Annotated in this window: 21 protein-coding genes; 12 read left to right on the forward strand and 9 right to left on the reverse strand. The window is 61.3% G+C overall.

Features of this window, described 5'->3' with window-relative positions:
- Positions 1 to 123: 123 nt before the first annotated feature.
- Positions 124 to 1,536, reverse strand: a complete 1,413-nt coding sequence (locus tag HX817_RS01085; RefSeq protein WP_177039664.1) for an amino acid permease — start codon at positions 1,534 to 1,536, stop codon at positions 124 to 126.
- Positions 1,537 to 2,061: 525 nt separating this feature from the next.
- Here HX817_RS01085 and HX817_RS01090 point away from each other — a divergent pair.
- Together HX817_RS01090 and HX817_RS01095 are read left to right on the forward strand one after the other, a co-directional pair.
- A complete protein-coding gene (locus HX817_RS01090; protein ID WP_003175756.1) occupies positions 2,062 to 2,199 on the forward strand; it encodes a hypothetical protein in 138 nt (45 codons plus the stop codon).
- Positions 2,200 to 2,276: 77 nt separating this feature from the next.
- The gene (locus tag HX817_RS01095; RefSeq protein ID WP_177039665.1) at positions 2,277 to 3,236 is read left to right on the forward strand and encodes a leucyl aminopeptidase; all 960 of its coding nucleotides are present in this window, start codon (positions 2,277 to 2,279) and stop codon (positions 3,234 to 3,236) included.
- A 210-nt stretch (positions 3,237 to 3,446) separates the two neighbouring features.
- Here the strand turns inward: HX817_RS01095 and rluB are convergent, their stop codons facing one another.
- The 6 genes from rluB to HX817_RS01125 form a co-directional block, all read right to left on the reverse strand.
- A complete protein-coding gene (gene rluB, locus HX817_RS01100) occupies positions 3,447 to 4,694 on the reverse strand; it encodes a 23S rRNA pseudouridine(2605) synthase RluB (protein ID WP_177039666.1) in 1,248 nt (415 codons plus the stop codon).
- Between the two features lie 143 nt (positions 4,695 to 4,837).
- Entirely contained in the window at positions 4,838 to 5,029 is a 192-nt protein-coding gene (locus HX817_RS01105) for a DUF1289 domain-containing protein (RefSeq protein ID WP_003220079.1), read from the reverse strand.
- Between the two features lie 131 nt (positions 5,030 to 5,160).
- A complete protein-coding gene (gene scpB, locus HX817_RS01110; protein ID WP_177039667.1) occupies positions 5,161 to 6,114 on the reverse strand; it encodes an SMC-Scp complex subunit ScpB in 954 nt (317 codons plus the stop codon).
- A 12-nt stretch (positions 6,115 to 6,126) separates the two neighbouring features.
- Positions 6,127 to 6,825: a ScpA family protein gene (locus HX817_RS01115; RefSeq protein WP_173406103.1), complete on the reverse strand. Its 699-nt coding sequence runs from the start codon at positions 6,823 to 6,825 to the stop codon at positions 6,127 to 6,129.
- Between the two features lie 120 nt (positions 6,826 to 6,945).
- Positions 6,946 to 7,575 carry an L-threonylcarbamoyladenylate synthase gene (locus HX817_RS01120; RefSeq protein WP_003220075.1) on the reverse strand — a complete coding sequence of 210 codons (630 nt, stop codon included), beginning with the start codon at positions 7,573 to 7,575 and terminating at the stop codon, positions 6,946 to 6,948.
- Between the two features lie 13 nt (positions 7,576 to 7,588).
- Positions 7,589 to 8,452, reverse strand: coding sequence for a PHP domain-containing protein (locus tag HX817_RS01125; protein ID WP_003220073.1), 864 nt, complete (start codon positions 8,450 to 8,452; stop codon positions 7,589 to 7,591).
- 87 nt (positions 8,453 to 8,539) lie between these two features.
- Between HX817_RS01125 and HX817_RS01130 the strand changes: the two genes are divergently transcribed.
- The 7 genes from HX817_RS01130 to HX817_RS01160 all read left to right on the forward strand — a co-directional run bounded on the left by HX817_RS01130 (position 8,540) and on the right by HX817_RS01160 (position 14,144).
- Positions 8,540 to 9,136 (forward strand): septation protein A, encoded by a 597-nt coding sequence (locus HX817_RS01130; RefSeq protein ID WP_003220071.1) that lies wholly within the window; start codon positions 8,540 to 8,542, stop codon positions 9,134 to 9,136.
- 1 nt (position 9,137) lies between these two features.
- On the forward strand, positions 9,138 to 9,437 hold the full coding sequence (locus HX817_RS01135) for a YciI family protein (RefSeq protein WP_003220069.1): 300 nt from the start codon (positions 9,138 to 9,140) through the stop codon (positions 9,435 to 9,437).
- 106 nt (positions 9,438 to 9,543) lie between these two features.
- Positions 9,544 to 9,951, forward strand: a complete 408-nt coding sequence (locus HX817_RS01140) for a hypothetical protein (protein ID WP_003220067.1) — start codon at positions 9,544 to 9,546, stop codon at positions 9,949 to 9,951.
- Positions 9,952 to 9,958: 7 nt separating this feature from the next.
- Positions 9,959 to 10,636: a response regulator transcription factor gene (locus tag HX817_RS01145; protein ID WP_003220065.1), complete on the forward strand. Its 678-nt coding sequence runs from the start codon at positions 9,959 to 9,961 to the stop codon at positions 10,634 to 10,636.
- 244 nt (positions 10,637 to 10,880) lie between these two features.
- A complete protein-coding gene (locus tag HX817_RS01150) occupies positions 10,881 to 11,345 on the forward strand; it encodes a Spy/CpxP family protein refolding chaperone (protein ID WP_087692654.1) in 465 nt (154 codons plus the stop codon).
- A gap of 65 nt (positions 11,346 to 11,410) precedes the next feature.
- The gene (locus HX817_RS01155; protein WP_003220063.1) at positions 11,411 to 12,754 is read left to right on the forward strand and encodes a cell wall metabolism sensor histidine kinase WalK; all 1,344 of its coding nucleotides are present in this window, start codon (positions 11,411 to 11,413) and stop codon (positions 12,752 to 12,754) included.
- A 40-nt stretch (positions 12,755 to 12,794) separates the two neighbouring features.
- Positions 12,795 to 14,144, forward strand: coding sequence for a CoA transferase (locus HX817_RS01160; protein ID WP_177039668.1), 1,350 nt, complete (start codon positions 12,795 to 12,797; stop codon positions 14,142 to 14,144).
- Between the two features lie 123 nt (positions 14,145 to 14,267).
- Here HX817_RS01160 and HX817_RS01165 read toward each other — a convergent pair whose 3' ends face one another.
- Together HX817_RS01165 and arcD (HX817_RS01170) are read right to left on the reverse strand one after the other, a co-directional pair.
- Positions 14,268 to 15,131: a DNA-3-methyladenine glycosylase gene (locus HX817_RS01165; protein ID WP_008433096.1), complete on the reverse strand. Its 864-nt coding sequence runs from the start codon at positions 15,129 to 15,131 to the stop codon at positions 14,268 to 14,270.
- Positions 15,132 to 15,133: 2 nt separating this feature from the next.
- The gene (gene arcD, locus HX817_RS01170) at positions 15,134 to 16,561 is read right to left on the reverse strand and encodes an arginine-ornithine antiporter (RefSeq protein ID WP_087692651.1); all 1,428 of its coding nucleotides are present in this window, start codon (positions 16,559 to 16,561) and stop codon (positions 15,134 to 15,136) included.
- A 413-nt stretch (positions 16,562 to 16,974) separates the two neighbouring features.
- Between arcD (HX817_RS01170) and arcD (HX817_RS01175) the strand changes: the two genes are divergently transcribed.
- The 3 genes from arcD (HX817_RS01175) (at position 16,975) to HX817_RS01185 (ending at position 20,763) form a co-directional block, all read left to right on the forward strand.
- Complete coding sequence (gene arcD, locus HX817_RS01175) at positions 16,975 to 18,402, forward strand: arginine-ornithine antiporter (RefSeq protein ID WP_003220056.1); 1,428 nt, start codon at positions 16,975 to 16,977, stop codon at positions 18,400 to 18,402.
- 24 nt (positions 18,403 to 18,426) lie between these two features.
- A complete protein-coding gene (gene arcA, locus HX817_RS01180) occupies positions 18,427 to 19,683 on the forward strand; it encodes an arginine deiminase (protein ID WP_003220054.1) in 1,257 nt (418 codons plus the stop codon).
- A 69-nt stretch (positions 19,684 to 19,752) separates the two neighbouring features.
- Positions 19,753 to 20,763 (forward strand): ornithine carbamoyltransferase, encoded by a 1,011-nt coding sequence (locus HX817_RS01185; protein ID WP_003220053.1) that lies wholly within the window; start codon positions 19,753 to 19,755, stop codon positions 20,761 to 20,763.
- Positions 20,764 to 20,899 lie beyond the last annotated feature (136 nt).

The raw sequence follows: 20,899 nt of genomic DNA on the forward strand, positions 1-20,899 counted from the left end.
GCGAGGCACCGAGTGGTGGGGCAAAGACCTTTTGGTTACTTTTGGGGCGTTTGCCAAAAGTGACCCGCTGTAAGAGCGGAACCATAAGTCGCCGTTACCGCAGCAACGGATATGTACCCGAGATCAACCCCGACTCAACACCCCCCCTTCCCGAGCCTTACGCCTGTTCTTGATGCCGTAGCAAACCCACATAAACACCACCCAAACCGGAATCGCATACACCGACACCTGAATCCCCGGGATCAGCAGCATCACCCCAAGAATAAACACCACAAACGCCAGGCAAACATAATTCCCATACGGATACCAAAGCGCCTTGAACAACGGCACCTGCCCCGTCCGATCCATATGCTGCCTAAACTTGAAATGCGAAAAACTGATCATCGCCCAGTTGATCACCAGGGTCGCCACCACCAGCGACATCAACAACTCCAGCGCATGCTGCGGAATCAGGTAATTCATCAACACCGCCACCAGCGTAATCGCCGCCGACGCCAGGATCGACCGCACCGGCACCCCGCGCTTGTCGATCTTCGCCAATGCCCGCGGCGCGTCACCCTGCTCGGCCATCCCCAACAGCATCCGGCTATTGCAGTAAGTGCCGCTGTTGTAAACCGACAACGCCGCCGTCAGCACCACAAAGTTGAGAATATGCGCTGCCGTGTTACTGCCCAACATCGAAAACACCTGCACAAACGGACTGCCGCTATAGGCGTCCCCGGAGGCATTCAGGGTCTCCAGCAAGCTGTCCCAAGGCGTCAACGACAACAGCACCACCAACGCGCCGATGTAGAAAATCAGGATCCGGTAGATCACCTGGTTGATCGCCTTCGGAATCACCGTGCGTGGCTTGTCCGCCTCAGCCGCAGTAAACCCGAGCATCTCCAGGCCGCCAAACGAGAACATGATGATCGCCATGGCCATCACCAAACCACCCACGCCATGGGGAAAGAACCCGCCGTGCTCCCACAGGTTGGTCACCGAGGCTTGTGGCCCACCGGTGCCACTCACCAACAGGTAACTGCCCAGGGCGATCATCCCGACAATGGCGACCACCTTGATGATCGCAAACCAGAACTCGGCCTCGCCGAAGACCTTGACGTTGGAAAGATTGATCACATTGATCAGCACAAAAAACGCCGCCGCCGACACCCAGGTCGGGATCTCGGGCCACCAGTAGTGCACATACTTGCCGACCGCCGTCAGCTCCGACATGCCCACCAGGATGTACAAAATCCAGCAGTTCCAGCCCGACAGGAAGCCGGCGAAACCGCCCCAATACTTGTGGGCAAAGTGGCTGAAGGAACCGGCCACCGGCTCTTCGACGATCATCTCGCCCAGCTGGCGCATGATCATGAAGGCGATAAAGCCGCAGATGGCATACCCGAGGATCATCGACGGCCCGGCGGATTTCAGCACGCCGGCCGACCCCAGGAACAACCCGGTGCCAATCGCGCCACCGAGGGCGATCAGTTGGATATGGCGATTTTTCAGGCCGCGCTTCAGTTCGCCTGAATGCGAGTTGGCTTCACTCATGGAAAGGGTCTCACGCAAGGTTTGAGGGTGCTCATGGAGGGGTGCTGCTTTGGTAACGGGCTACAGCAGCGCCGATCAAACCCCGGTCCAGCGTTTTTTCTTACGGTCATACGTCACCTGTTGTTTTTATCTGTGACGAAATCGAACCCGACGGGCTTGTGGCCAGGCGGAATGAACAAGGCGGATAGCCCTGAGAGAGTGGGATCACAGTAAAACGCGGCGCATTGTACACCGCCAAACCTGTCTGGGCTGACAGGATGCGGTGCGGCAGATAGGAGGGACATTAGGAAAATTCTTTCAGATAACGAGAAGTTGACGAAAGGACGATTCCTACAAAACCATACAACCAACTCTCTGTTTCATCGACATAAACCAAATCGCCATCAAAACGGAATAAAAAATCCAAATGGAACCGTGTCAATAAAAATTTTGCAATCCCAAACACTCTCTTCTAGGTTCATCCACTTGCCCAGCGCAGCAAGCTGGCAAGCTCGTTCTCAAACAACGTCATCTAGGAGATTCACCATGCAAGCACTGGAAAATGACCTGGAAACCGAACTGCAACTCGACGATTGGTTTGAAGCGCCGACCCATGAGGCCGCCGTTGAAATGATGCAAGCCGATGCCGTCGTGCCGTTCGGCACCGCGATGTGGCCTTTCTAATCTGATCAGGCACCCCGGCAGGTGCGGGACGCCGCACCTGCCACTGCTCCTACCGAAGGCTTTGAAGGAAGGACGTCATGGACAAGGCCCGCGCCGTCGAACATTTTCTGTATTACCTCGCCCATCACCCGGCCCTCGCCGGCCTGCACCGCCCCACCATTTTGCTTGGCCATACCGAACGCTACGACGCCATCGCCCAGTCGATCATCCAGGGCTGCGCTGCCCGCTTCGACTTCCAGGTACAACGCCTGGACCAAGCCCCCAGCGAAACGCTGGCCAAGGCCATCGAAGGCTGTGACCTGTACATGTTTCTCTACGATTCCTCGACCTTGCCCAACCCACGCGCCGAAGGCCCGGACTTTATCCGCGCACTGCAGGGCGTGATGGCCGAGCACTGGAAAAAGTCCCTGCTGCTCAAGGACTATGGCGATTACTTCTACGACACCTTCAGCGTCGCCCCACAGCGGATTGCCGACCTCAACGCCACGTTGATCCGGCGCATGTCCCAGGCCAGCGTGCTGAGCTTCACCGACCAGCATGGCTCGCGCCTTGAAGCGCCCATGAGCAGCATCAAGAAGTGGACCAATATCAACGGCATCGGCAACCACGACCTGGCACCCGGCGAGATCGCCACCCACAGCGAGGCCATCAACGGCCAGGTGCGGTTCGTCGGCACCTTCCTCAGCACCATTCCCTTTGCGCGCAAATACGGCGTGCTGCAATCACCGCTGGAACTGTGGATCGAGAACTCGACCATTTGCACCGTGGCCAGCGAAGTGCCGGGGCTGGCGGATGACTTCAACAAATACCTGAATGCCAACCCGTCCAATCGCCGGGTGGAAGAACTGGGCATTGGCACCAATGAAGGCGTGAAGGATTTGTATGCGCGCAACGCCGGCTTTGAAGAGCGTCATTGCGGGCTGCACCTGGGATTGGGTGGCGGGCAGAAAGGCAGCCACCACCTGGACCTGATCTTCGCCAGCGGCGTGTTAGCCCTCGACGATAAACCCGTGTTCGATGGGGCTTTCATGTTCTGACACGCCCGCCAAAACAATGGAGATCAACTGTGGGAGCGGGCTTGCTCGCGAATGCGGTGGGTCAGTCACTGGATGTATCAACTGATACACCGCATTCGCGAGCAAGCCCGCTCCCACAATGGACCTGCTTTGCTCATAGAGCAGGTTCCAAATCCAGGCCAAAAAAAACGCCAACCCGAGGGTTGGCGTTTTTATGCAGCGCTTAACGAATCACTGCGGCTTCTTGCGACCAAAACCTGGACGCTGGCCGGAACCGGCCGGTGCACCACGACGCTTGCCCGATGGCGCGTCATCGACCAGCTTCAGGCCCGGGCGCTTTTTCGGCGATGGCTTGGCTGGACGTTTGGTGCTGGCGCTGTCGTCGGGACGGCCGGCAGCCGGAGCACCACGGCCAGACTCGCCACGGTTACCGCGACCGCCGGCAGGTGCATCACCACGACCGGCTGGACGCGGTGCGCGCGGCGCACGTTCGCCATCCTGACGGGCCGGTGCCGAAGGACGACGCTCGCCTTCGATGTGCGGCTCGCGGGAGATGCGGCCGCCCGTGGCCGGTGCATCCAGCGCAGGGCGCAGGGTGCGGGCAACACGGTCGGTACGCGCCACCGGACGCGACGATTTACGCTGCATACGCTCAAGCTTGTCTTTGCTCTTGGCGTTCATCTGCGGCATGGCCACCGGCGTCAGGCCGACTTCGGCACTGAGGATGTCGACTTCGTACTGGCTCATTTCGCGCCAGCGGCCCATCGGCAGGTCGGAGTTGAGGAACACCGGGCCGAAACGCACGCGCTTCAGGCGGCTGACCACCAGGCCCTGGGATTCCCACAGGCGACGTACTTCACGGTTACGGCCTTCCATCACCACGCAGTGGTACCAATGGTTGAAGCCTTCGCCGCCCGGCGCCTGCTTGATGTCGGTGAACCTGGCCGGGCCGTCTTCCAGCACGACGCCGGCTTTCAAGCGCTCGATCATTTCGTCATCGACTTCACCACGCACACGTACCGCGTATTCACGGTCCATCTCGTAGGAAGGGTGCATCAGGCGGTTGGCCAGCTCACCGTCGGTGGTGAACATCAGCAAGCCGGTGGTGTTGATGTCGAGACGACCGATGTTGATCCAGCGGCCTTCTTTGGGGCGCGGCATCTTGTCGAATACTGTTGGACGGCCTTCCGGGTCGTCACGGGTGCAGATTTCGCCATCAGGCTTGTTGTACATGATGACGCGGCGCACCGATTCGGCGGCCTCTTCACGCTTGATGACCTTGCCATCAATGGTGATGGCATCGTGCAGGTCGACGCGCTGGCCAAGGGTGGCTTCAACGCCGTTGACCTTGATGCGCTTCTGGGTGATCCAGGCTTCTACGTCGCGGCGCGAGCCTACGCCGATACGGGCGAGGACTTTCTGCAGTTTTTCGCCTGCGGGGCCGATTTCCTGGGTGTCGTTCTGGTCTTGGTCACTCATCTTAAGCACCTCCCGGTGTGTCGATTCAGGCTTGGCCTGAAGATAGTAAAAGCTGGGCTTTTGGCGAACGCATCGCCAAAGGGTCGCGAATCATACGCTCATGGCGCGCGTTGCGCATCAGAGACTAGTCGATAAGTGCAGGCTCATTTGCCTTTCCGCCGACCGGTGGCACCCAGCGCCAGCAGGCGCAGCTCGGCTTCGGCGAGTACCGTGCGCTTGTCGACCTTGTCGAGTTTCTTCCAGGCACGGATCTCGCGCTTGCTGCGCCCGCAGCCCACGCAGATATCGTCGGTGAATTTGCAAATGCTGATGCAGGGGTCTTTGGTGGAGCTCATTTGAGTTCTCCTTGCTGGCGACAATCCAAATGTGGGAGCGGGCTTGCTCGCGAATGCAGTGTGTCAGTCGCCGGATGCTTGGCTGATCCACCGCATTCGCGAGCAAGCCCGCTCCCACATTTTGTTCTGCGTCAGTCTTCGAATTGGCGGCGCTCGTTTTCGATGGCTTCGGCCAGGGCGCGGGCTTCGTCTTCTTCGTCGCTCAGCGGCGGTTGTTCGAGCGCTGCGACGGCGGCCAGCAGTTTGGCACGGGCTTCGGCGACGCCGAGGATGTCCTCCTCGGGTTCAGGCTCGGGCTCATCTTCGACTGGCAGCTCAACCTCAACGTTCAGTTGCAGCGCAGGCTCCTGCTCACCGTCACTGGCCGCACCATCACGCAGCAAGTCATCGAAGTCAGTCTTGATGCCCTGCTCCATGTCATCCAGTTCCAGCAACAATGTGTGGAAACTGGTTTCGTCCTTCGGCTCTTCCGGCTCGGCGCTGGCGTCGGCCAGCTCCTGCAACCCGGCGGGCACCGGTGCGTCGTCGAAATCCAGGACCGGGTCCGGCTCCATCTCCCGCAGCTCGGCCAGCGGCGGTAAGTCGTCGAGGTTTTTCAGGTTGAAGTGGTCGAGGAACACCTTGGTAGTGGCAAACATCGCCGGCTTGCCGGGCACGTCGCGGTAGCCAACGATCCTGATCCACTCCCGCTCCAGCAACGTCTTGACGATATGGCTGTTGACCGCGACGCCGCGCACGTCTTCGATCTCGCCCCGGGTGATCGGCTGGCGATAGGCGATCAGCGCCATGGTTTCCAGCATCGCGCGGGAATAGCGCTGCGGGCGTTCTTCCCACAGGCGGCCGACCCACGGCGAAAACTTCTCGCGAATTTGCAGGCGATACCCGGAAGCCACTTCCCGCAGCTCGAAGGCACGGCCGTCGCAGGACTTGCGCAGAATCTCCAGGGCCTTCTTGAACACCGGCGGCTCAGGGCGCTCGGCTTCTTCAAACAGTTCGAACAGGCGCTCCAGGGATTGCGGCTTGCCCGAGGCCAGGAGAAAGGCTTCCAGCAGCGGAGCCAGTTCGCGGGGTTCAGTCAGATTCATCGATTCAGCTCTTTATTCGGCTCGCGCCCGCACGTGGATAGCCGCAAAAGGCTCATTCTGGACCAGCTCGACCAAGGATTCCTTGACCAGCTCAAGGATCGCCATAAAGGTCACGACTACCCCCAGGCGCCCTTCTTCCTTGGTAAACAGCTCGACAAACGGCACAAACCCGCCGCCCTTGAGGCGATCCAGCACATCACTCATGCGCTCGCGGGTGGACAGTGCCTCGCGGCTGACCTGGTGGCTTTCAAACATATCGCCACGGCGCAGTACTTCGGCCATGGACATCAGCAACTCTTCCAGGCTCACGTCCGGCAGCAGCTTGCGCGCCCGGGCTTCCGGGGCGTCGAGCTTGGGCACCACCACATCGCGGCCGACCCGGCTCAAACCGTCGATGCCTTCGGCCGCGGCCTTGAAGCGCTCGTACTCCTGCAGGCGGCGGATCAGTTCGGCGCGGGGGTCATCCTCTTCCGCCTCGATAGTCTCCGAGCGCGGCAGCAGCATGCGTGACTTGATTTCCGCAAGCATCGCGGCCATCACCAGGTATTCGGCCGCCAGTTCCAGGCGCACGGTCTGCATCAGTTCGACGTAGCCCATGTACTGGCGGGTGATTTCCGCCACCGGGATGTCGAGGATATTGATGTTCTGCTTGCGGATCAGGTACAGCAGCAAGTCCAGCGGACCTTCGAAGGCTTCGAGGAAGACTTCCAGCGCATCCGGCGGGATGTACAGGTCCAGCGGCATTTCCATCACGGCCTGGCCGTAGACCATGGCAAATGGCAGTTCCTGCTGGGCGCCCGCCTGGCTGTCGACGGTTTCCACGGCCGACATTCAGGCCTCGACCATGAACGGTGCCGGGTCGCCACACCCCACACGCACCACTTCCGGCTCGCCATCGGCCAGGTTGATCACGGTGGAGGCCTTGTTGCCGCCGTAGCCGCCGTCGATGATCAGGTCGACGTGTTTTTCCAGCAGCCGGCGCATTTCATAAGGGTCGTACAACGGCTCTTCTTCCCCCGGCAGGATCAGCGACACACTCATCAGCGGCTCACCGAGTTCGGCCAGCAGCGCCAGGGCGATCGGGTGTTCCGGCACCCGCAGGCCGATGGTGCGCTTCTTCGGGTGCAGCAGCAGGCGCGGCACTTCGCGGGTGGCGTTGAGGATGAAGGTGTAGGGCCCCGGCGTGTGGGCCTTGAGCAGGCGGAAGGTGCCGGTGTCGACCTTGGCGAACAGCCCCAGCTGGGACAGGTCGCTGCAAATCAGTGCGAAGTTGTGGTTCTTGTCCAGGTCACGCAGGCGTCTTACGCGCTCGACCGCATTCTTGTCGCCGATCTGGCAACCGATGGCGTAGGACGAATCCGTGGGGTAGATCACCACGCCACCGGCACGGATGATCTCCACGGCCTGTTTGATCAGGCGCGCCTGCGGGTTTTCCGGATGAATCTGGAAGAATTGACTCACGTGTTCTACCTGTTCAGACGGTGGCAATAATGGGGTCATGTTTGAAGCGACACCAAAGGGGCGGCAAATCTTCCGGAACGGCGCGGTACTCGCCAATCTCGGACCAGCCGCCGGGGCCATGAAAATCACTGCCGGCGCTGACCAGCAGACCAAATTCACGGGCAAGAATCGCCAGGCTGCCTACCTGCTCGGCGGGTTGATGCCCGTTGACCACTTCGATTGCGTGGCCGCCCGCTCCAATATAGTCGCCAATCAGCTTGCGACGCTTGCTGCGGGTGAAATCGTAATGCCACGGATGCGCCAGGCTGACCCAGGCACCTGCTGCCCGCAGTGTGCCAACGGTGTCTTCCAGGGTTGGCCAGTGTTGCTTGACGTCCCCCAGCTTGCCGGCACCCAGCCATTTGCGGAACGCTTCGGCGCGATCCTTTACAAAACCTTCACGCACCATCCAGTCGGCAAAGTGCGGGCGGGCCGGGGCGTTGCCGCTGTCACCCAGTTCCTGCTGGATGGCGCGGGCGCCTTCCAGGCCGTTGGGCATGCCCTTGAGGGCCAGCTTGCGGCTTATTTCTTCGGACCGCAGCCAGCGGCCATCGTGCAATTTGGCGATGGCCTCCACCAGCGGCGGCGCGTTGACGTCGAAACCGTAGCCCAATACGTGGATGGTTGCGCCGCCCCAAGTGCAGGACAATTCAACTCCGTTGACCAGTTGCATGCCCAACGCATGCGCCGCCTCGCGGGCCTCTGCCAGGCCTTCGAGGGTGTCGTGGTCGGTCAACGACAGGACTCGCACGCCTTTTTCAAACGCACGCGCAACCAGGACCGCGGGCGCCAGGGCGCCGTCGGAGGCTGTGCTATGGCAGTGCAAATCAACATTCACGGGAGTGTGTAACCTCAAGTCAGCTGGCGCTTTCGCTACCAAGGATGTTTGTTATTATGCCGCCACATCCAGCTTCTGGCTCTTACTGTGAAACAATTCATCGACTTCATCCCGCTGTTGCTGTTTTTCATCGTTTACAAAACCGACCCTCGCGTTATCGATCTTGCCGGCCACGAGCTGACCCTCGGCGGCATCTACAGCGCCACGGCGGTGCTGATCATCAGCTCCGTGGTGGTCTACGGCGCGCTCTTCATCTCCCAGCGCAAGCTGGAAAAAAGCCAGTGGCTGACCCTGGTCGCCTGCCTTGTGTTCGGCAGCCTGACCCTGGCCTTCCACAGCGAAACCTTCCTTAAATGGAAAGCCCCGGTGGTCAACTGGCTGTTCGCCCTGGCCTTTATCGGCAGCCACTTCATCGGTGATCGCCTGCTGATCAAGCGGATCATGGGCCACGCGCTGACCTTGCCAGACCCGGTATGGACCCGCCTGAACATCGCCTGGATCGTGTTTTTCCTGTTCTGCGGCGCCGCCAACCTGTTCGTCGCCTTTACCTTCCAGAGCTACTGGGTGGACTTCAAGGTGTTCGGCAGCCTGGGCATGACCGTGCTGTTCCTGGTCGGCCAGGGTATCTACCTGTCGCGCCACCTGCATGACACCGACCCTACCACGCCGAAAACCGAGGACTGACATGCTCTACGCCATCATTTCCACCGACGTCGCCAACTCCCTGGAAAAACGCCTGTCCGTACGCCCGGCCCACGTCGAGCGCCTGAAACAGCTGCAAGCCGAAGGCCGCCTGGTACTGGCCGGCCCGCATCCTGCGGTAGACAGCAACGACCCGGGAGACGCCGGCTTCACCGGTAGCCTGGTGGTTGTCGAGTTCGCCTCCCTGGCGGCGGCACAAGCCTGGGCCGATGCTGATCCGTATGTAGCGGCCGGCGTGTACGCCCAGGTGCTGGTCAAACCGTTCAAGCAAGTCCTGCCTTGATTCGTTGCGCGCTGAACCAAATGGCTTCAGCGCACTCCTAAACGCTCATTATTCCCGGTAACCTGCCGACAACGTTCTGAATATTCGTGTGGAATCAGGAGTTCCGATGCGCTTACGTCAGTTGTGTCTGTTGGCAGTGTTAATGATCGGGGCTACGGCCCACGCTGAAGAAACCTCGAACACCGGCAGTTCCACGCCCCTGTCCTTGAGTGCCGGCAGCCAGATCACCGATTTGCAGCAACGTTTGAAAGAGAGCGAACGCCAGCGCGATGAGCTGAGCAAGCAATTGCAAAGTGCTGACGCCACGCGGGAAAGTACCCAACTGAGTAAACTGCGCCAGGAGAACCAACGCCTGGTCCAGCAACTCAAAGAAGCACAGGGCAGTGCCTTGCCACGCTGGCTTACCGAGCAACAACAATGGTTCGTGACCGGCGGGGCAGTCGCGCTGATCGCCCTGTTATGCGGGATCTTCGCCAGTGGCGGGCACCGGCGCCGTCGACAATGGCTAAATTGAGTGAGTCATGAGCGAGCTGTTACTGATAGATGATGACCAGGAGCTCTGTGAGCTGCTGACCAGTTGGTTGAGCCAGGAAGGTTTCCAGGTGCGCGCCTGCCATGACGGCTTGAGCGCCCGCAAGGCATTGGCCGAAGCCGCCCCGGCGGCCGTGGTGCTCGACGTGATGCTGCCCGACGGCAGCGGCCTGGAGCTGCTCAAGCAATTGCGCAGCGACCACCCGGAACTGCCGGTGCTGATGCTCTCGGCCAGGGGCGAACCCCTGGACCGGATCCTCGGCCTGGAACTGGGCGCCGACGACTACCTGGCCAAACCCTGCGATCCTCGTGAACTGACCGCGCGCCTGCGCGCCGTGCTGCGCCGCAGCCACCCGGCCGCCGTGTCCACTCAGCTGGAGCTGGGCGACCTGTGCTTCAGCCCGGTGCGTGGCGTGGTCACTATCGATGAACAGGAATTTGCCCTGACCGTGTCCGAAAGCCGCCTGCTGGAAGCCTTGCTGCGTCAGCCCGGCGAGCCGCTGGACAAGCAGGAACTGGCGCAAATCGCCCTGGGCCGCAAGCTGACCCTGTATGACCGCAGCCTGGACATGCACGTCAGCAACCTGCGCAAGAAGATCGGCCCGCACCCGGATGGCCGGCCACGGATCGTGGCGCTGCGTAGCCGCGGCTATTACTACAGCCTCTAGCCCGCGTAGCAGCTGTCGAGCCTCGGCGAGGCTGCGACAGCATCGCCTCGGTACATGTGTCAGACCGCAGCGCCTGCCTCGCAGCCTCGCCAAGGCTCGACAGCCGCTACGGTCGCCAATAGTTTTGTCAGCCCCGCCCAAAATCCTCTTTACCCAAGCTTTACCGTCCCCTGACTGCCGCTGACCTTGATCTCCGTAATCTACTCACATCCGGACTCACCGGAATAGAGACAGGAGAATCACCATGCGCAAGACCCTTATCGCTTTGATGTTCGCTGCTGCCCTGCCAACCGTTGCCATGGCCGCTGCGCCAGAAGGCCCAGGCCCGATGGGCGGTCCTGAAGGCCACATGATGGGTGGCCCAGGTCACGGCGGTGAACACGGCATGCGGGGCAAAGGTGGCCCTTTCAGCCAGCTGGACCTGAGCCCTGAACAGCGCCAGCAGATCGGCAAGTTGATGGGCCAGCAATGGCACGCTCGCAAAGAGTTGGTGCGCAAGTACCTGGACAAACTGCCAGCCGCTGATCAGAAAGCCATGAAAGACGAAATGGCGGCCGCCAAGCAGAAAACCCAGACCGACATCCGTGCCGTGCTGAAACCCGATCAACAGAAGAAATTCGACGAGATCGTGAAGAAACAAGCCGAGCGCCGCGCCGAGTGGAAGGAATTCCAGGCCTGGAAAGCCCAGCAGCCGCAAAAAGCGCAATAATGATCTAGCTTCACTCCCAGCCCAGTGGCCACCGCCGCTGGGCTTTTCCTGTTTGAGGATTTCTTGTGCGTTCATTGTTCTGGCGCGTCCTTGCCAGCTTCTGGCTGGCCATCGCCCTGGTTGCCGGGTTGTCGATCCTGCTTGGGCATATGCTCAACCAGGACGCCTGGATTCTCAGCCGCCACCCCGGGCTCAATAACCTCGCGCAGGAATGGACGCAGCTTTACGAGGCCCAGGGCGAGGACGCCGCCCAGGAGCTGCTGCAGCAGCGCAAGCGTCAGTACCACATTGACGTGCAAGTGCTTAACGAAAGCGGCGAGCCTGTGGTGCGCGGCACTTTCCCGCGCCGCGCCGCCGCCCTCGAAGCCCGGCAAAACGACAGCCAGGACCGCCACCTGCCCTGGCGCCGGCTGACCGCCGAGTACACCAGCGAAAAAACCGGCGACACCTACCTGCTGATCTACCGCATTCCCCACCCGGAACTGGACGCCTGGCACCGCAGCAGCCTGCTCTGGCCGTTGAGTGCCCTGGCGATTGCGCTGGTGGTGCTGACCCTGTTCAGCCTGTTAGTGACGTTGTCCATCACCCGCCCCCTCAGCCGCCTGCGCGGCGCAGTGCACGACCTGGGCCAGACCACCTATCAGCAGAACAGCCTGGCGCGGCTGGCCAACCGTCGCGACGAATTCGGCGTGCTCGCGACCGACTTCAACCGCATGGGCGCCCGCCTGCAAAGCCTGATCGGCAGCCAGCGCCAGTTGCTGCGGGATGTGTCCCACGAACTGCGCTCGCCCCTGGCCCGCCTGCGGATCGCCCTGGCCCTGGCAGAACGGGCCACCCCCGAAGCGCGGGAAAAACTCTGGCCGCGCCTGACCCGCGAATGCGACCGCCTGGAAGCGCTGATCAGCGAAATCCTGGTACTCGCCCGGGTGGACGCCGATAACGCCAGTGCCGAAGACATCGACCTCAACCCGTTACTCCGGACCCTGCAAAAAGACGCCTTGCTCGGCGCGCCGGACCAACCCGTGCAACTGGATGCCGAGGCCGGGCTGCACCTCAAGGGCTGGCCGACCATGATCGAACGCGCGGTGGATAACCTGCTGCGCAACGCCCAACGCTTCAACCCGCCCGGGCAACCGATTGAAATGGAAGCCAGACGCCAGGGCGAACGCATTGTGATCAGTGTGCGCGACCACGGCCCCGGCGTGGATGCCGAACACCTGAGCCAACTCGGCGAGCCGTTTTACCGCGCCCCGGGGCAAACCGCCCAGGGCCATGGCCTGGGCCTGGCCATTGCGCGGCGCGCCGCAGAGCGCCATGGCGGCAGCCTGATCCTGGCCAATCATCAAGGCGGCGGCTTTATCGCCAGCGTGGACCTGCCGCTGGAGCCTGGGGTTGTCATTCAACCCTGATGATCTTCTATGATGGTCCTTCTCATTAGGAGGGCCTTTGATGACTGATCTGCTCACCCCCATCCAGGAAGCACTCGATTTACCCGTCACCCCACTGGCCGTAACCGAAGTCGGCGCCCTGCCCTCGACCTTTGCCGTCACCGAACTGGCCAGCGCCAGCATCGGTGCCGCGGGCCAGGCGGTCGCCCAGTTGCTGTTGCAGCAAACCGGGCGCCTGCCCTCGGTGACCGTGGACCGGCGCCTCGCCTCGTTCTGGTTCTCCTCCTCGCTGCGCCCCGACGGCTGGACCACCCCGCCGCTGTGGGACCCGATTGCCGGCGACTACGCCTGCACCGATGGCTGGATTCGCCTGCACACCAATGCACCGCATCACCGTGCCGCCGCCGAGCGCGTACTCGGGCAGGTCGCTGACCGTGAAGCAATGGCCGCGAAGGTTGCGCCATGGACCGCTGCCGAGCTGGAACAGGCGATTGTCGAGGCGAACGGCTGTGCGGCGCAGATGCGCTCGTGGCAAGACTGGCAGGTGCATCCACAAGGCTTGGCGGTCAATCAGGAACCGCTGGTCCATCGCCAGACCTTTGCAGCCCTCAGCGACAAACCCTGGCTGGGCTCGGTGGCAAGGCCGCTGGCGGGCATCAAGGTGCTGGACCTGACGCGCGTATTGGCCGGCCCCACCGCCAGCCGTTTTCTGGCTGGCCTCGGCGCCGATGTACTGCGCATCGACTCCCCTGACTGGAACGAACCCGGCGTGGTGCCGGAAATGACCCTGGGCAAACGTTGCGCCCGCCTGGACCTGAAAAACCCCGACGACCGCCTGATCTTCGAAAACCTGCTCAAGAACACCGACATTCTGCTGCACGGCTACCGCGCCGATGCACTGGAACAGTTGGGCTACGGTGGGGCTGCGCTGCAAGCCATCGCGCCTGGCCTGATCGACGCCAGCCTCAACGCCTACGGCTGGAGCGGCCCGTGGCGCAATCGCCGGGGGTTCGACAGCCTGGTGCAGATGAGCACCGGGATTGCCGAGGCTGGCAGGCAGTGGAAAAAGTCGGAAAAACCGGTGCCGCTGCCGTTGCAGGCGCTGGACCACGCCACCGGGTATTTGATGGCGGCCAGTGCGATTCAGGCGTTGAGTGAACGCTTGAAATACGGCCGCGGCGGTTCGGCACAGTTGTCCCTCGCGCGCACGGCAAAGCTGTTGGTGGACGCAGGACAAGTCCCTGAACAACTACCGCTGCGGGCCGAAGAACCGGGTGATCAAGGCTTGGTGGTGGAGCAAACCGCCTGGGGCCCGGCCCACCGCTTGCTGCCCCCGGTGACCATCAGCGGGACACCGTTGCAGTGGGACTTGCCCGCAGGGGAATTGGGCTCACACCGCCCTCAGTGGTGACCGAAGATCCTGTGGCGAGGGAGCATGCTCCCGCTGGACTGCGCAGCAGGCCCCAGCTTTTGGGTCAATGGGGCCGCTTCGCGCCCCAGCGGGAGCAAGCTCCCTCGCCACAGGTACGCAGAATCAATCCGCGCGGCTCAGTGATGTCCACAAATGCTGCGCCGCATAGGCTCTAAGCGGTCGCCAGGCCTCAGCCCGCGCCAGCAACTGGCGCGGGCTCACCGGCCCGCCTTCCAGCGCCACCAGCGCATTGATCAAACCGATATCCCCCGAGGCAAACGCATCCTGCTCGCGCATCTGGCGCATGGCGATGTACTGCGCCGTCCAGTCACCAATCCCGGGTAATGCGACCAACCGCGCCACGCCTTCCTTCAGGTTCGCCTTCGCCTGGAAAATCTGCGGGTCATCCAGCAACGCCTGGGCCACGCCCGACAAGGTACGCCCGCGACTTTTCGGCATGCCGAGGGTTGCCAAATCTGCGGCTGCCAGCACCTCGGCCGAAGGAAACACATGGGTCACACCGGCATGGGGCGTCACCAGCGGCGTGCCGTACTGCGCCACCAGCTTGCCCGCCAGCTTGATCGCCGCCACCACGGTAATCTGCTGGCCCAACACCGCGCGGATCGCCAACTCCAGCCCATCCCAGGTTCCCGGCACCCGCAAGCCAGGACGCGCCGCCACCAAGCTCGCCATCAAGGGATCATTCGCCAATTGCCGGTTGATCCGTTTCGGGTCAGCCGACAGGTCAAACATGTCCCGTAACCGCCGCTCAATTTCCGGCAACGCTGCCGGGTCGGGGAAGTCCACCGTTACCTCAAGCCAATCACCGGCCCCGGGCGACACACTGAGCCAACCCTGCTGACCGTCGACACTGATACTGCGCGAGTAAACGCCTGCGTCCACCGTCTCCATCCCGCTGATCGCCCGCGCCGACAAAAAGCCCAACATCGCCGCCCAGTCATACGGCGCCTGATACGCCAGCTGCATTCTCACAACGACAATACCCCGCTGTACAACCCATACGCCGCCAGGCTCGCCCCGGCGATCACGCAGGCGAAAATGCCTTTTTCCAGATGGGTAAACAAGGGCTGGCCCTGCTCGCGCTTGGCCAGGGCAAACAGGATCACCCCCGGTGCATACAGCAGCGCCGACAGCAGCAAGTACTTCAGGCCACCGGCGTAGAGCAGCCACACCGCATAGGCCAGGGCGATCAGGCTCACCAGCAGGTCCTTGGTGCGTTCGCCATGGGCGCCTTCGTAGGTTTCACCGCGGCCGCTCAACAGCACCGCATACGCCGCCGACCACAGATAGGGCACCAGGATCATCGACGACGCCAGGTAGATCAGGGTGGTGTAGGTGCTTTCCGAAAACAGCGTGATCACCAGGAACAGCTGGATCATTACATTGGTCAGCCACAACGCATTGACCGGCACCTGATTGACGTTTTCCTTTTTCAGGAACGCCGGCATGGTCTTGTCATGGGCGGTGGCATAGAGGATTTCGGCGCAGAGCAAGGCCCACGACAGCAGCGCGCCCAACAGCGAAACCGCCAGGCCGATGCTGATCAACAGCGCGCCCCACGGGCCGACGATATGTTCCAGCACCCCGGCCAGGGACGGGTTTTGCAGGTTGGCCAGTTCCGGCTGGCTCATGATCCCGAGCGACAGCAGGTTGACCAATACCAGCAGCGCCAACACCCCCAGGAAACCGATGACCGTGGCCCGGCCCACGTCCGAGCGTTTCTCGGCCCGCGCCGAGTAGACACTGGCGCCCTCGATGCCGATAAACACAAACACCGTGACCAGCATCATGTTGCGCACCTGATCCACCACGCCGCCGAAATTCGGATTACTCAGGCCCCAGATATCCCGGGTAAAGATATCGCCCTTGAATGCCACGGCGGCGATCACGATAAACATCACCAGCGGTACGATCTTGGCCACGGTGGTGATCTGGTTGATGAACGCCGCCTCCTTGATCCCGCGCATCACCAGGAAATGCACCGCCCACAACAACACCGATGCGCAGCCAATCGCCACCGGGGTATTGCCCTGGCCGAACACCGGAAAAAAGTAGCCGAGGGTACTGAATAGCAACACGAAGTAACCGACGTTGCCCATCCAGGCACTGATCCAGTAGCCCCAGGCCGACGAGAAACCCATGTAGTCGCCAAACCCGGCCTTGGCGTACGCGTATACGCCGGAATCCAGTTCCGGCTTGCGGTTGGCCAGGGTCTGGAACACAAAGGCCAGGGTCAGCATGCCCACGGCGGTAATGCCCCAGCCAATCAACACCGCGCCTACCTCGGCCCGCGCCGCCATGTTCTGCGGCAACGAGAAAATCCCGCCGCCGATCATCGAGCCCACCACCAGGGCGATCAAGGCATTGAGGCGCAGCTTTTCCGAGGATTGAGACATGAACACTCCTGAACAAAACAACCATTGAGCCAACAACTGTGCACTCAACTAACTTATTAAGCCGGCGCAGCGTTTATTAGATATAGCCAATAAAGGCGCCGGCTTCATAACTTAAAGGCATGACAATAAACAGCGTTAAGGCAAATTTATAATTTAAATAACGCTGCGCTGTAAAAGTTTGCATATCTGCAAATACGGGCTAGCTTCAAAGGTCCATGCTAATGAGAAAACCTGTTGTTTGAAACGCAGAACCGCTCTACGACGAGCCTCTGCGAGGCACTTGAGCGCCCGTACCTTTCATCATAAGTCATTAATTCACAATGGAATGTGCCAATGAAGTGATCTGAGTCAGCTGTTTGATTAGCGCACGGATTTATTCTGTGGTCTCTCTTCTCCTGCATTGGAGTCATGCGATGTCTGAATCTCCCGGAAAACTTCGACTCGGCGCACTGGTTGCACTTGTCGTGGGTTCAATGATTGGTGGCGGGATCTTCTCACTGCCGCAAAACATGGCGGCCAGCGCCGATGTCGGCGCGGTACTGATTGGTTGGGTGATCACCGCGGTGGGCATGTTGACCCTGGCGTTCGTGTTCCAGACCCTGGCCAATCGCAAGCCCGACCTCGACGGCGGGGTCTATGCCTACGCCAAGGCCGGGTTTGGCGACTACATGGGTTTCTCATCCGCCTGGGGTTACTGGATCAGTGCCTGGTTGGGCAACGTCGGCTATTTCGTGCTGCTGTTCAGCACCCTCGGTTACTTCTTCCCAATCTTCGGCGAAGGCAACACCCCGGCGGCGGTGATCGGCGCGTCGGTGCTGCTGTGGGCCGTGCACTTCCTGGTACTGCGCGGGATCAAGGAAGCCGCGTTCATCAACCTGGTGACCACCATCGCCAAGGTGGTGCCACTGGTGCTGTTTGTGTTGATCGCGCTCTTCGCGTTCAAGCTGGACATCTTCACCGCCGACATCTGGGGCGTGAAAAACCCGGACCTGGGCAGCGTGATGAACCAAGTGCGCAACATGATGCTGGTCACCGTCTGGGTGTTCATCGGCATTGAGGGTGCGAGCATCTTCTCGTCCCGAGCCGAAAAACGCTCCGACGTCGGAAAGGCCACGGTGATTGGTTTTATCACCGTGCTGCTGTTCCTGATGCTGGTGAACGTGCTGTCCCTGGGGATCATGACCCAACCGGAATTGGCCAAGCTGCAAAACCCGTCGATGGCCGCCGTGCTGGAGCACGTGGTGGGTCACTGGGGCGCGGTATTGATCAGCGTCGGCTTGATCATTTCCTTGCTGGGGGCGCTGCTGTCGTGGGTGCTGCTGTGTGCGGAGATCATGTTCGCCGCCGCCAAGGACCACACCATGCCGGAGTTCCTGCGTAAGGAAAACGCCAACCACGTGCCGGCCAACGCCCTGTGGCTGACCAACGCCATGGTGCAGATTTTCCTGGTGATCACGCTGTTCTCGGCCAGCACTTACCTGTCGCTGATCTACCTCGCCACCTCGATGATCCTGGTGCCTTACCTGTGGTCGGCGGCCTATGCACTGCTGCTGGCGGTGCGCGGTGAAACCTATGAAAGCGCCCCGGGCGAACGCAGGAAAGACCTGCTGATCGGCGCCATCGCGTTGATCTACGCGGTCTGGCTGCTGTACGCCGGTGGCACCAAGTACCTGTTGCTGTCCGCCCTGCTCTACGCCCCTGGCGTGATCCTGTTCGCCATGGCCAAGCATGAACTGGGCAAACCGATTTTCACCAACGTCGAGAAGCTGATTTTCGCCGCAGTCGTCATAGGCGCCCTCGTGGCGGGCTATGGCCTCTACTCCGGCTTCCTGACCCTGTAATCATTGTTCACTGGAGGATCTGTAATGACCACGGAAAAAGTGAAGTACGGCGTACATTCCGAAGCCGGCAAACTGCGCAAAGTCATGGTGTGCTCCCCAGGTTTGGCCCACCAGCGGCTGACCCCAAACAACTGCGATGAACTGCTGTTCGATGACGTGCTGTGGGTAGCCCAGGCCAAGCGCGACCACTTCGACTTCGTGACCAAGATGCGCGAGCGCGACATCGATGTGCTGGAAATGCACAACCTGCTGACCGACATCGTCGCCATCCCCGAAGCGCTGGACTGGATCCTGGAGCGCAAGATCACCGCCAACCAGGTGGGCCTGGGGCTGGTCAATGAGGTCAGCTCGTGGCTGCGCAGCCTGGAGCCGCGCAAGGTCGCCGAGTACCTGATCGGTGGCGTGTCGGCCGATGACCTGCCAAGCAGTTTCGGTGGCAAGACCATCGAGATGTTCCGCGATTTCCTCGGCCACTCAAGCTTCATCCTGCCGCCGCTGCCCAACACCCAGTTCACCCGCGACACCACCTGCTGGATCTACGGTGGCGTGACGCTGAACCCGATGTACTGGCCGGCGCGACGCCAGGAAACCCTGCTGGCCAGCGCCATCTACAAATTCCACCCCGAGTTCACCAACGCGGACTTCCAGGTGTGGTACGGCGACCCTGACCAGGAACACGGCAACGCCACCCTGGAAGGCGGCGACGTGATGCCGATTGGTAACGGCGTGGTGTTGATCGGCATGGGCGAGCGTTCCTCGCGCCAGGCCATCGGCCAACTCGCCCTGAACCTGTTCAAGCACAAGGCCGTGGAGCGTGTGATCGTCGCCGGCCTGCCGAAATCCCGCGCGGCGATGCACCTCGACACCGTGTTCAGCTTCTGCGACCGCGACCTGGTCACGATCTTCCCGGAAGTGGTCAACCAGATCGTCGCTTTCACCCTGCGCCCGGACGAGACCAAGCCCGGCGGCATCGACATCCAGCGCGAAAAAACCAACTTCCTCGACACCGTCGCCGCCGCCCTGAACCTCAAGGCCCTGCGTGTGGTGGAAACCGGCGGCAACAGCTTCGCCGCCGAGCGCGAGCAGTGGGATGACGGCAACAACGTAGTGGCCGTGGAGCCTGGCGTGGTGATCGGCTACGACCGCAACACCTACACCAACACCTTGCTGCGCAAGGCCGGTGTGGAAGTCATCACCATCAGCGCCGGTGAACTCGGCCGTGGCCGTGGCGGCGGCCACTGCATGACCTGCCCGATCATTCGCGACCCAATCGACTACTGATATTCAAACCCTGGCCGCCGCTCATAAGGCGCCGGCCAGGGGGATAACCTAAACAGAAGGAGATCCACCATGGCTTTTAATATGCGCAACCGCAGCCTGCTGTCGCTGATGCACCACACCACTCGCGAGCTGCACTACCTGCTGGACCTGTCCCGCGACCTCAAGCGCGCCAAATACACCGGCACCGAGCGTCCGCACCTGAAGGGCAAAAACATCGCGCTGATCTTCGAAAAAACCTCGACCCGCACCCGTTGCGCGTTCGAAGTGGCGGCCCATGACCAGGGTGCCCACGTCACCTACATCGACCCGGTGTCGTCGCAGATCGGCCACAAAGAAAGCATGAAAGACACCGCCCGCGTCCTCGGCCGGATGTTCGATGCCATCGAGTACCGTGGCTTTGAACAGGAAATCGTCGAAGAGCTGGCCAAGTTCGCCGGGGTGCCGGTGTTCAACGGCCTGACCGCCGAATTCCACCCCACCCAGATGATCGCCGACACCCTGACCATGCGCGAGCACAGCGACAAGCCGCTGCATGACATCAGCTACGCCTACCTGGGCGACGCCCGCTACAACATGGGCAACTCGCTGCTGATGATCGGCGCCAAGCTGGGCATGGACGTGCGCATCGGCGCACCGAAAGCCCTGTGGCCCCATGCTGACTTCATCAAGCAGTGCCAGGCATTCGCCGAGGAAAGCGGCGCGCGCATCACCATCACCGAAGACCCGAAGGAAGCGGTGAAAGGCGTGGACTTCATCCACACCGATATCTGGGTGTCCATGGGCGAACCGGTGGAAGCGTGGGACGAGCGCATCGAGCAACTGCTGCCGTACCAGGTCAACGCCAAGATGATGAAGGCCTCGGGCAATCCCCGCGTGAAATTCATGCACTGCCTGCCGGCGTTCCACAACAGCGAAACCAAGGTCGGCAAGGACATCGCCGCGCGTTATCCGAACCTGGCCAATGGCGTGGAAGTGACCGAAGAAGTGTTTGAGTCCCCGGCCAACATCGCCTTTGAGCAGGCGGAAAACCGCATGCACACCATCAAGGCGATCCTGGTGTCGGCGCTGGCGGATATCTAAACCAATACCGCTCCCACTTTTGATACGAGGTCCAAAATGTGGGAGCGGGCTTGCTCGCGAAGGCGGCGTGCCAGTCGCTATATTTTTCACCGACACACCGCTTTCGCGAGCAAGCCCGCTCCCACATTTGGCCCGG

It is taken from the genome of Pseudomonas sp. C6002 (assembly GCF_013385805.1).
Classification (GTDB): Bacteria; Pseudomonadota; Gammaproteobacteria; order Pseudomonadales; family Pseudomonadaceae; genus Aquipseudomonas.

What these genes read in the sequence shown, in the direction of transcription:
- HX817_RS01165 (WP_008433096.1), bottom strand. Translation starts at nt 15,131, where the DNA reads ATGCAGCTGGCGTATCAGGCGCCGTATGACTGGGCGGCGATGTTGGGC.
- HX817_RS01105 (WP_003220079.1), bottom strand. Translation starts at nt 5,029, where the DNA reads ATGAGCTCCACCAAAGACCCCTGCATCAGCATTTGCAAATTCACCGAC.
- HX817_RS01160 (WP_177039668.1), top strand. Translation starts at nt 12,795, where the DNA reads ATGACTGATCTGCTCACCCCCATCCAGGAAGCACTCGATTTACCCGTC.
- arcD (WP_003220056.1), top strand. Translation starts at nt 16,975, where the DNA reads ATGTCTGAATCTCCCGGAAAACTTCGACTCGGCGCACTGGTTGCACTT.
- HX817_RS01185 (WP_003220053.1), top strand. Translation starts at nt 19,753, where the DNA reads ATGGCTTTTAATATGCGCAACCGCAGCCTGCTGTCGCTGATGCACCAC.
- rluB (WP_177039666.1), bottom strand. Translation starts at nt 4,694, where the DNA reads ATGAGTGACCAAGACCAGAACGACACCCAGGAAATCGGCCCCGCAGGC.
- HX817_RS01150 (WP_087692654.1), top strand. Translation starts at nt 10,881, where the DNA reads ATGCGCAAGACCCTTATCGCTTTGATGTTCGCTGCTGCCCTGCCAACC.
- arcD (WP_087692651.1), bottom strand. Translation starts at nt 16,561, where the DNA reads ATGTCTCAATCCTCGGAAAAGCTGCGCCTCAATGCCTTGATCGCCCTG.
- HX817_RS01135 (WP_003220069.1), top strand. Translation starts at nt 9,138, where the DNA reads ATGCTCTACGCCATCATTTCCACCGACGTCGCCAACTCCCTGGAAAAA.
- arcA (WP_003220054.1), top strand. Translation starts at nt 18,427, where the DNA reads ATGACCACGGAAAAAGTGAAGTACGGCGTACATTCCGAAGCCGGCAAA.
- HX817_RS01145 (WP_003220065.1), top strand. Translation starts at nt 9,959, where the DNA reads ATGAGCGAGCTGTTACTGATAGATGATGACCAGGAGCTCTGTGAGCTG.
- HX817_RS01140 (WP_003220067.1), top strand. Translation starts at nt 9,544, where the DNA reads ATGCGCTTACGTCAGTTGTGTCTGTTGGCAGTGTTAATGATCGGGGCT.
- HX817_RS01085 (WP_177039664.1), bottom strand. Translation starts at nt 1,536, where the DNA reads ATGAGTGAAGCCAACTCGCATTCAGGCGAACTGAAGCGCGGCCTGAAA.
- scpB (WP_177039667.1), bottom strand. Translation starts at nt 6,114, where the DNA reads ATGAATCTGACTGAACCCCGCGAACTGGCTCCGCTGCTGGAAGCCTTT.
- HX817_RS01090 (WP_003175756.1), top strand. Translation starts at nt 2,062, where the DNA reads ATGCAAGCACTGGAAAATGACCTGGAAACCGAACTGCAACTCGACGAT.
- HX817_RS01095 (WP_177039665.1), top strand. Translation starts at nt 2,277, where the DNA reads ATGGACAAGGCCCGCGCCGTCGAACATTTTCTGTATTACCTCGCCCAT.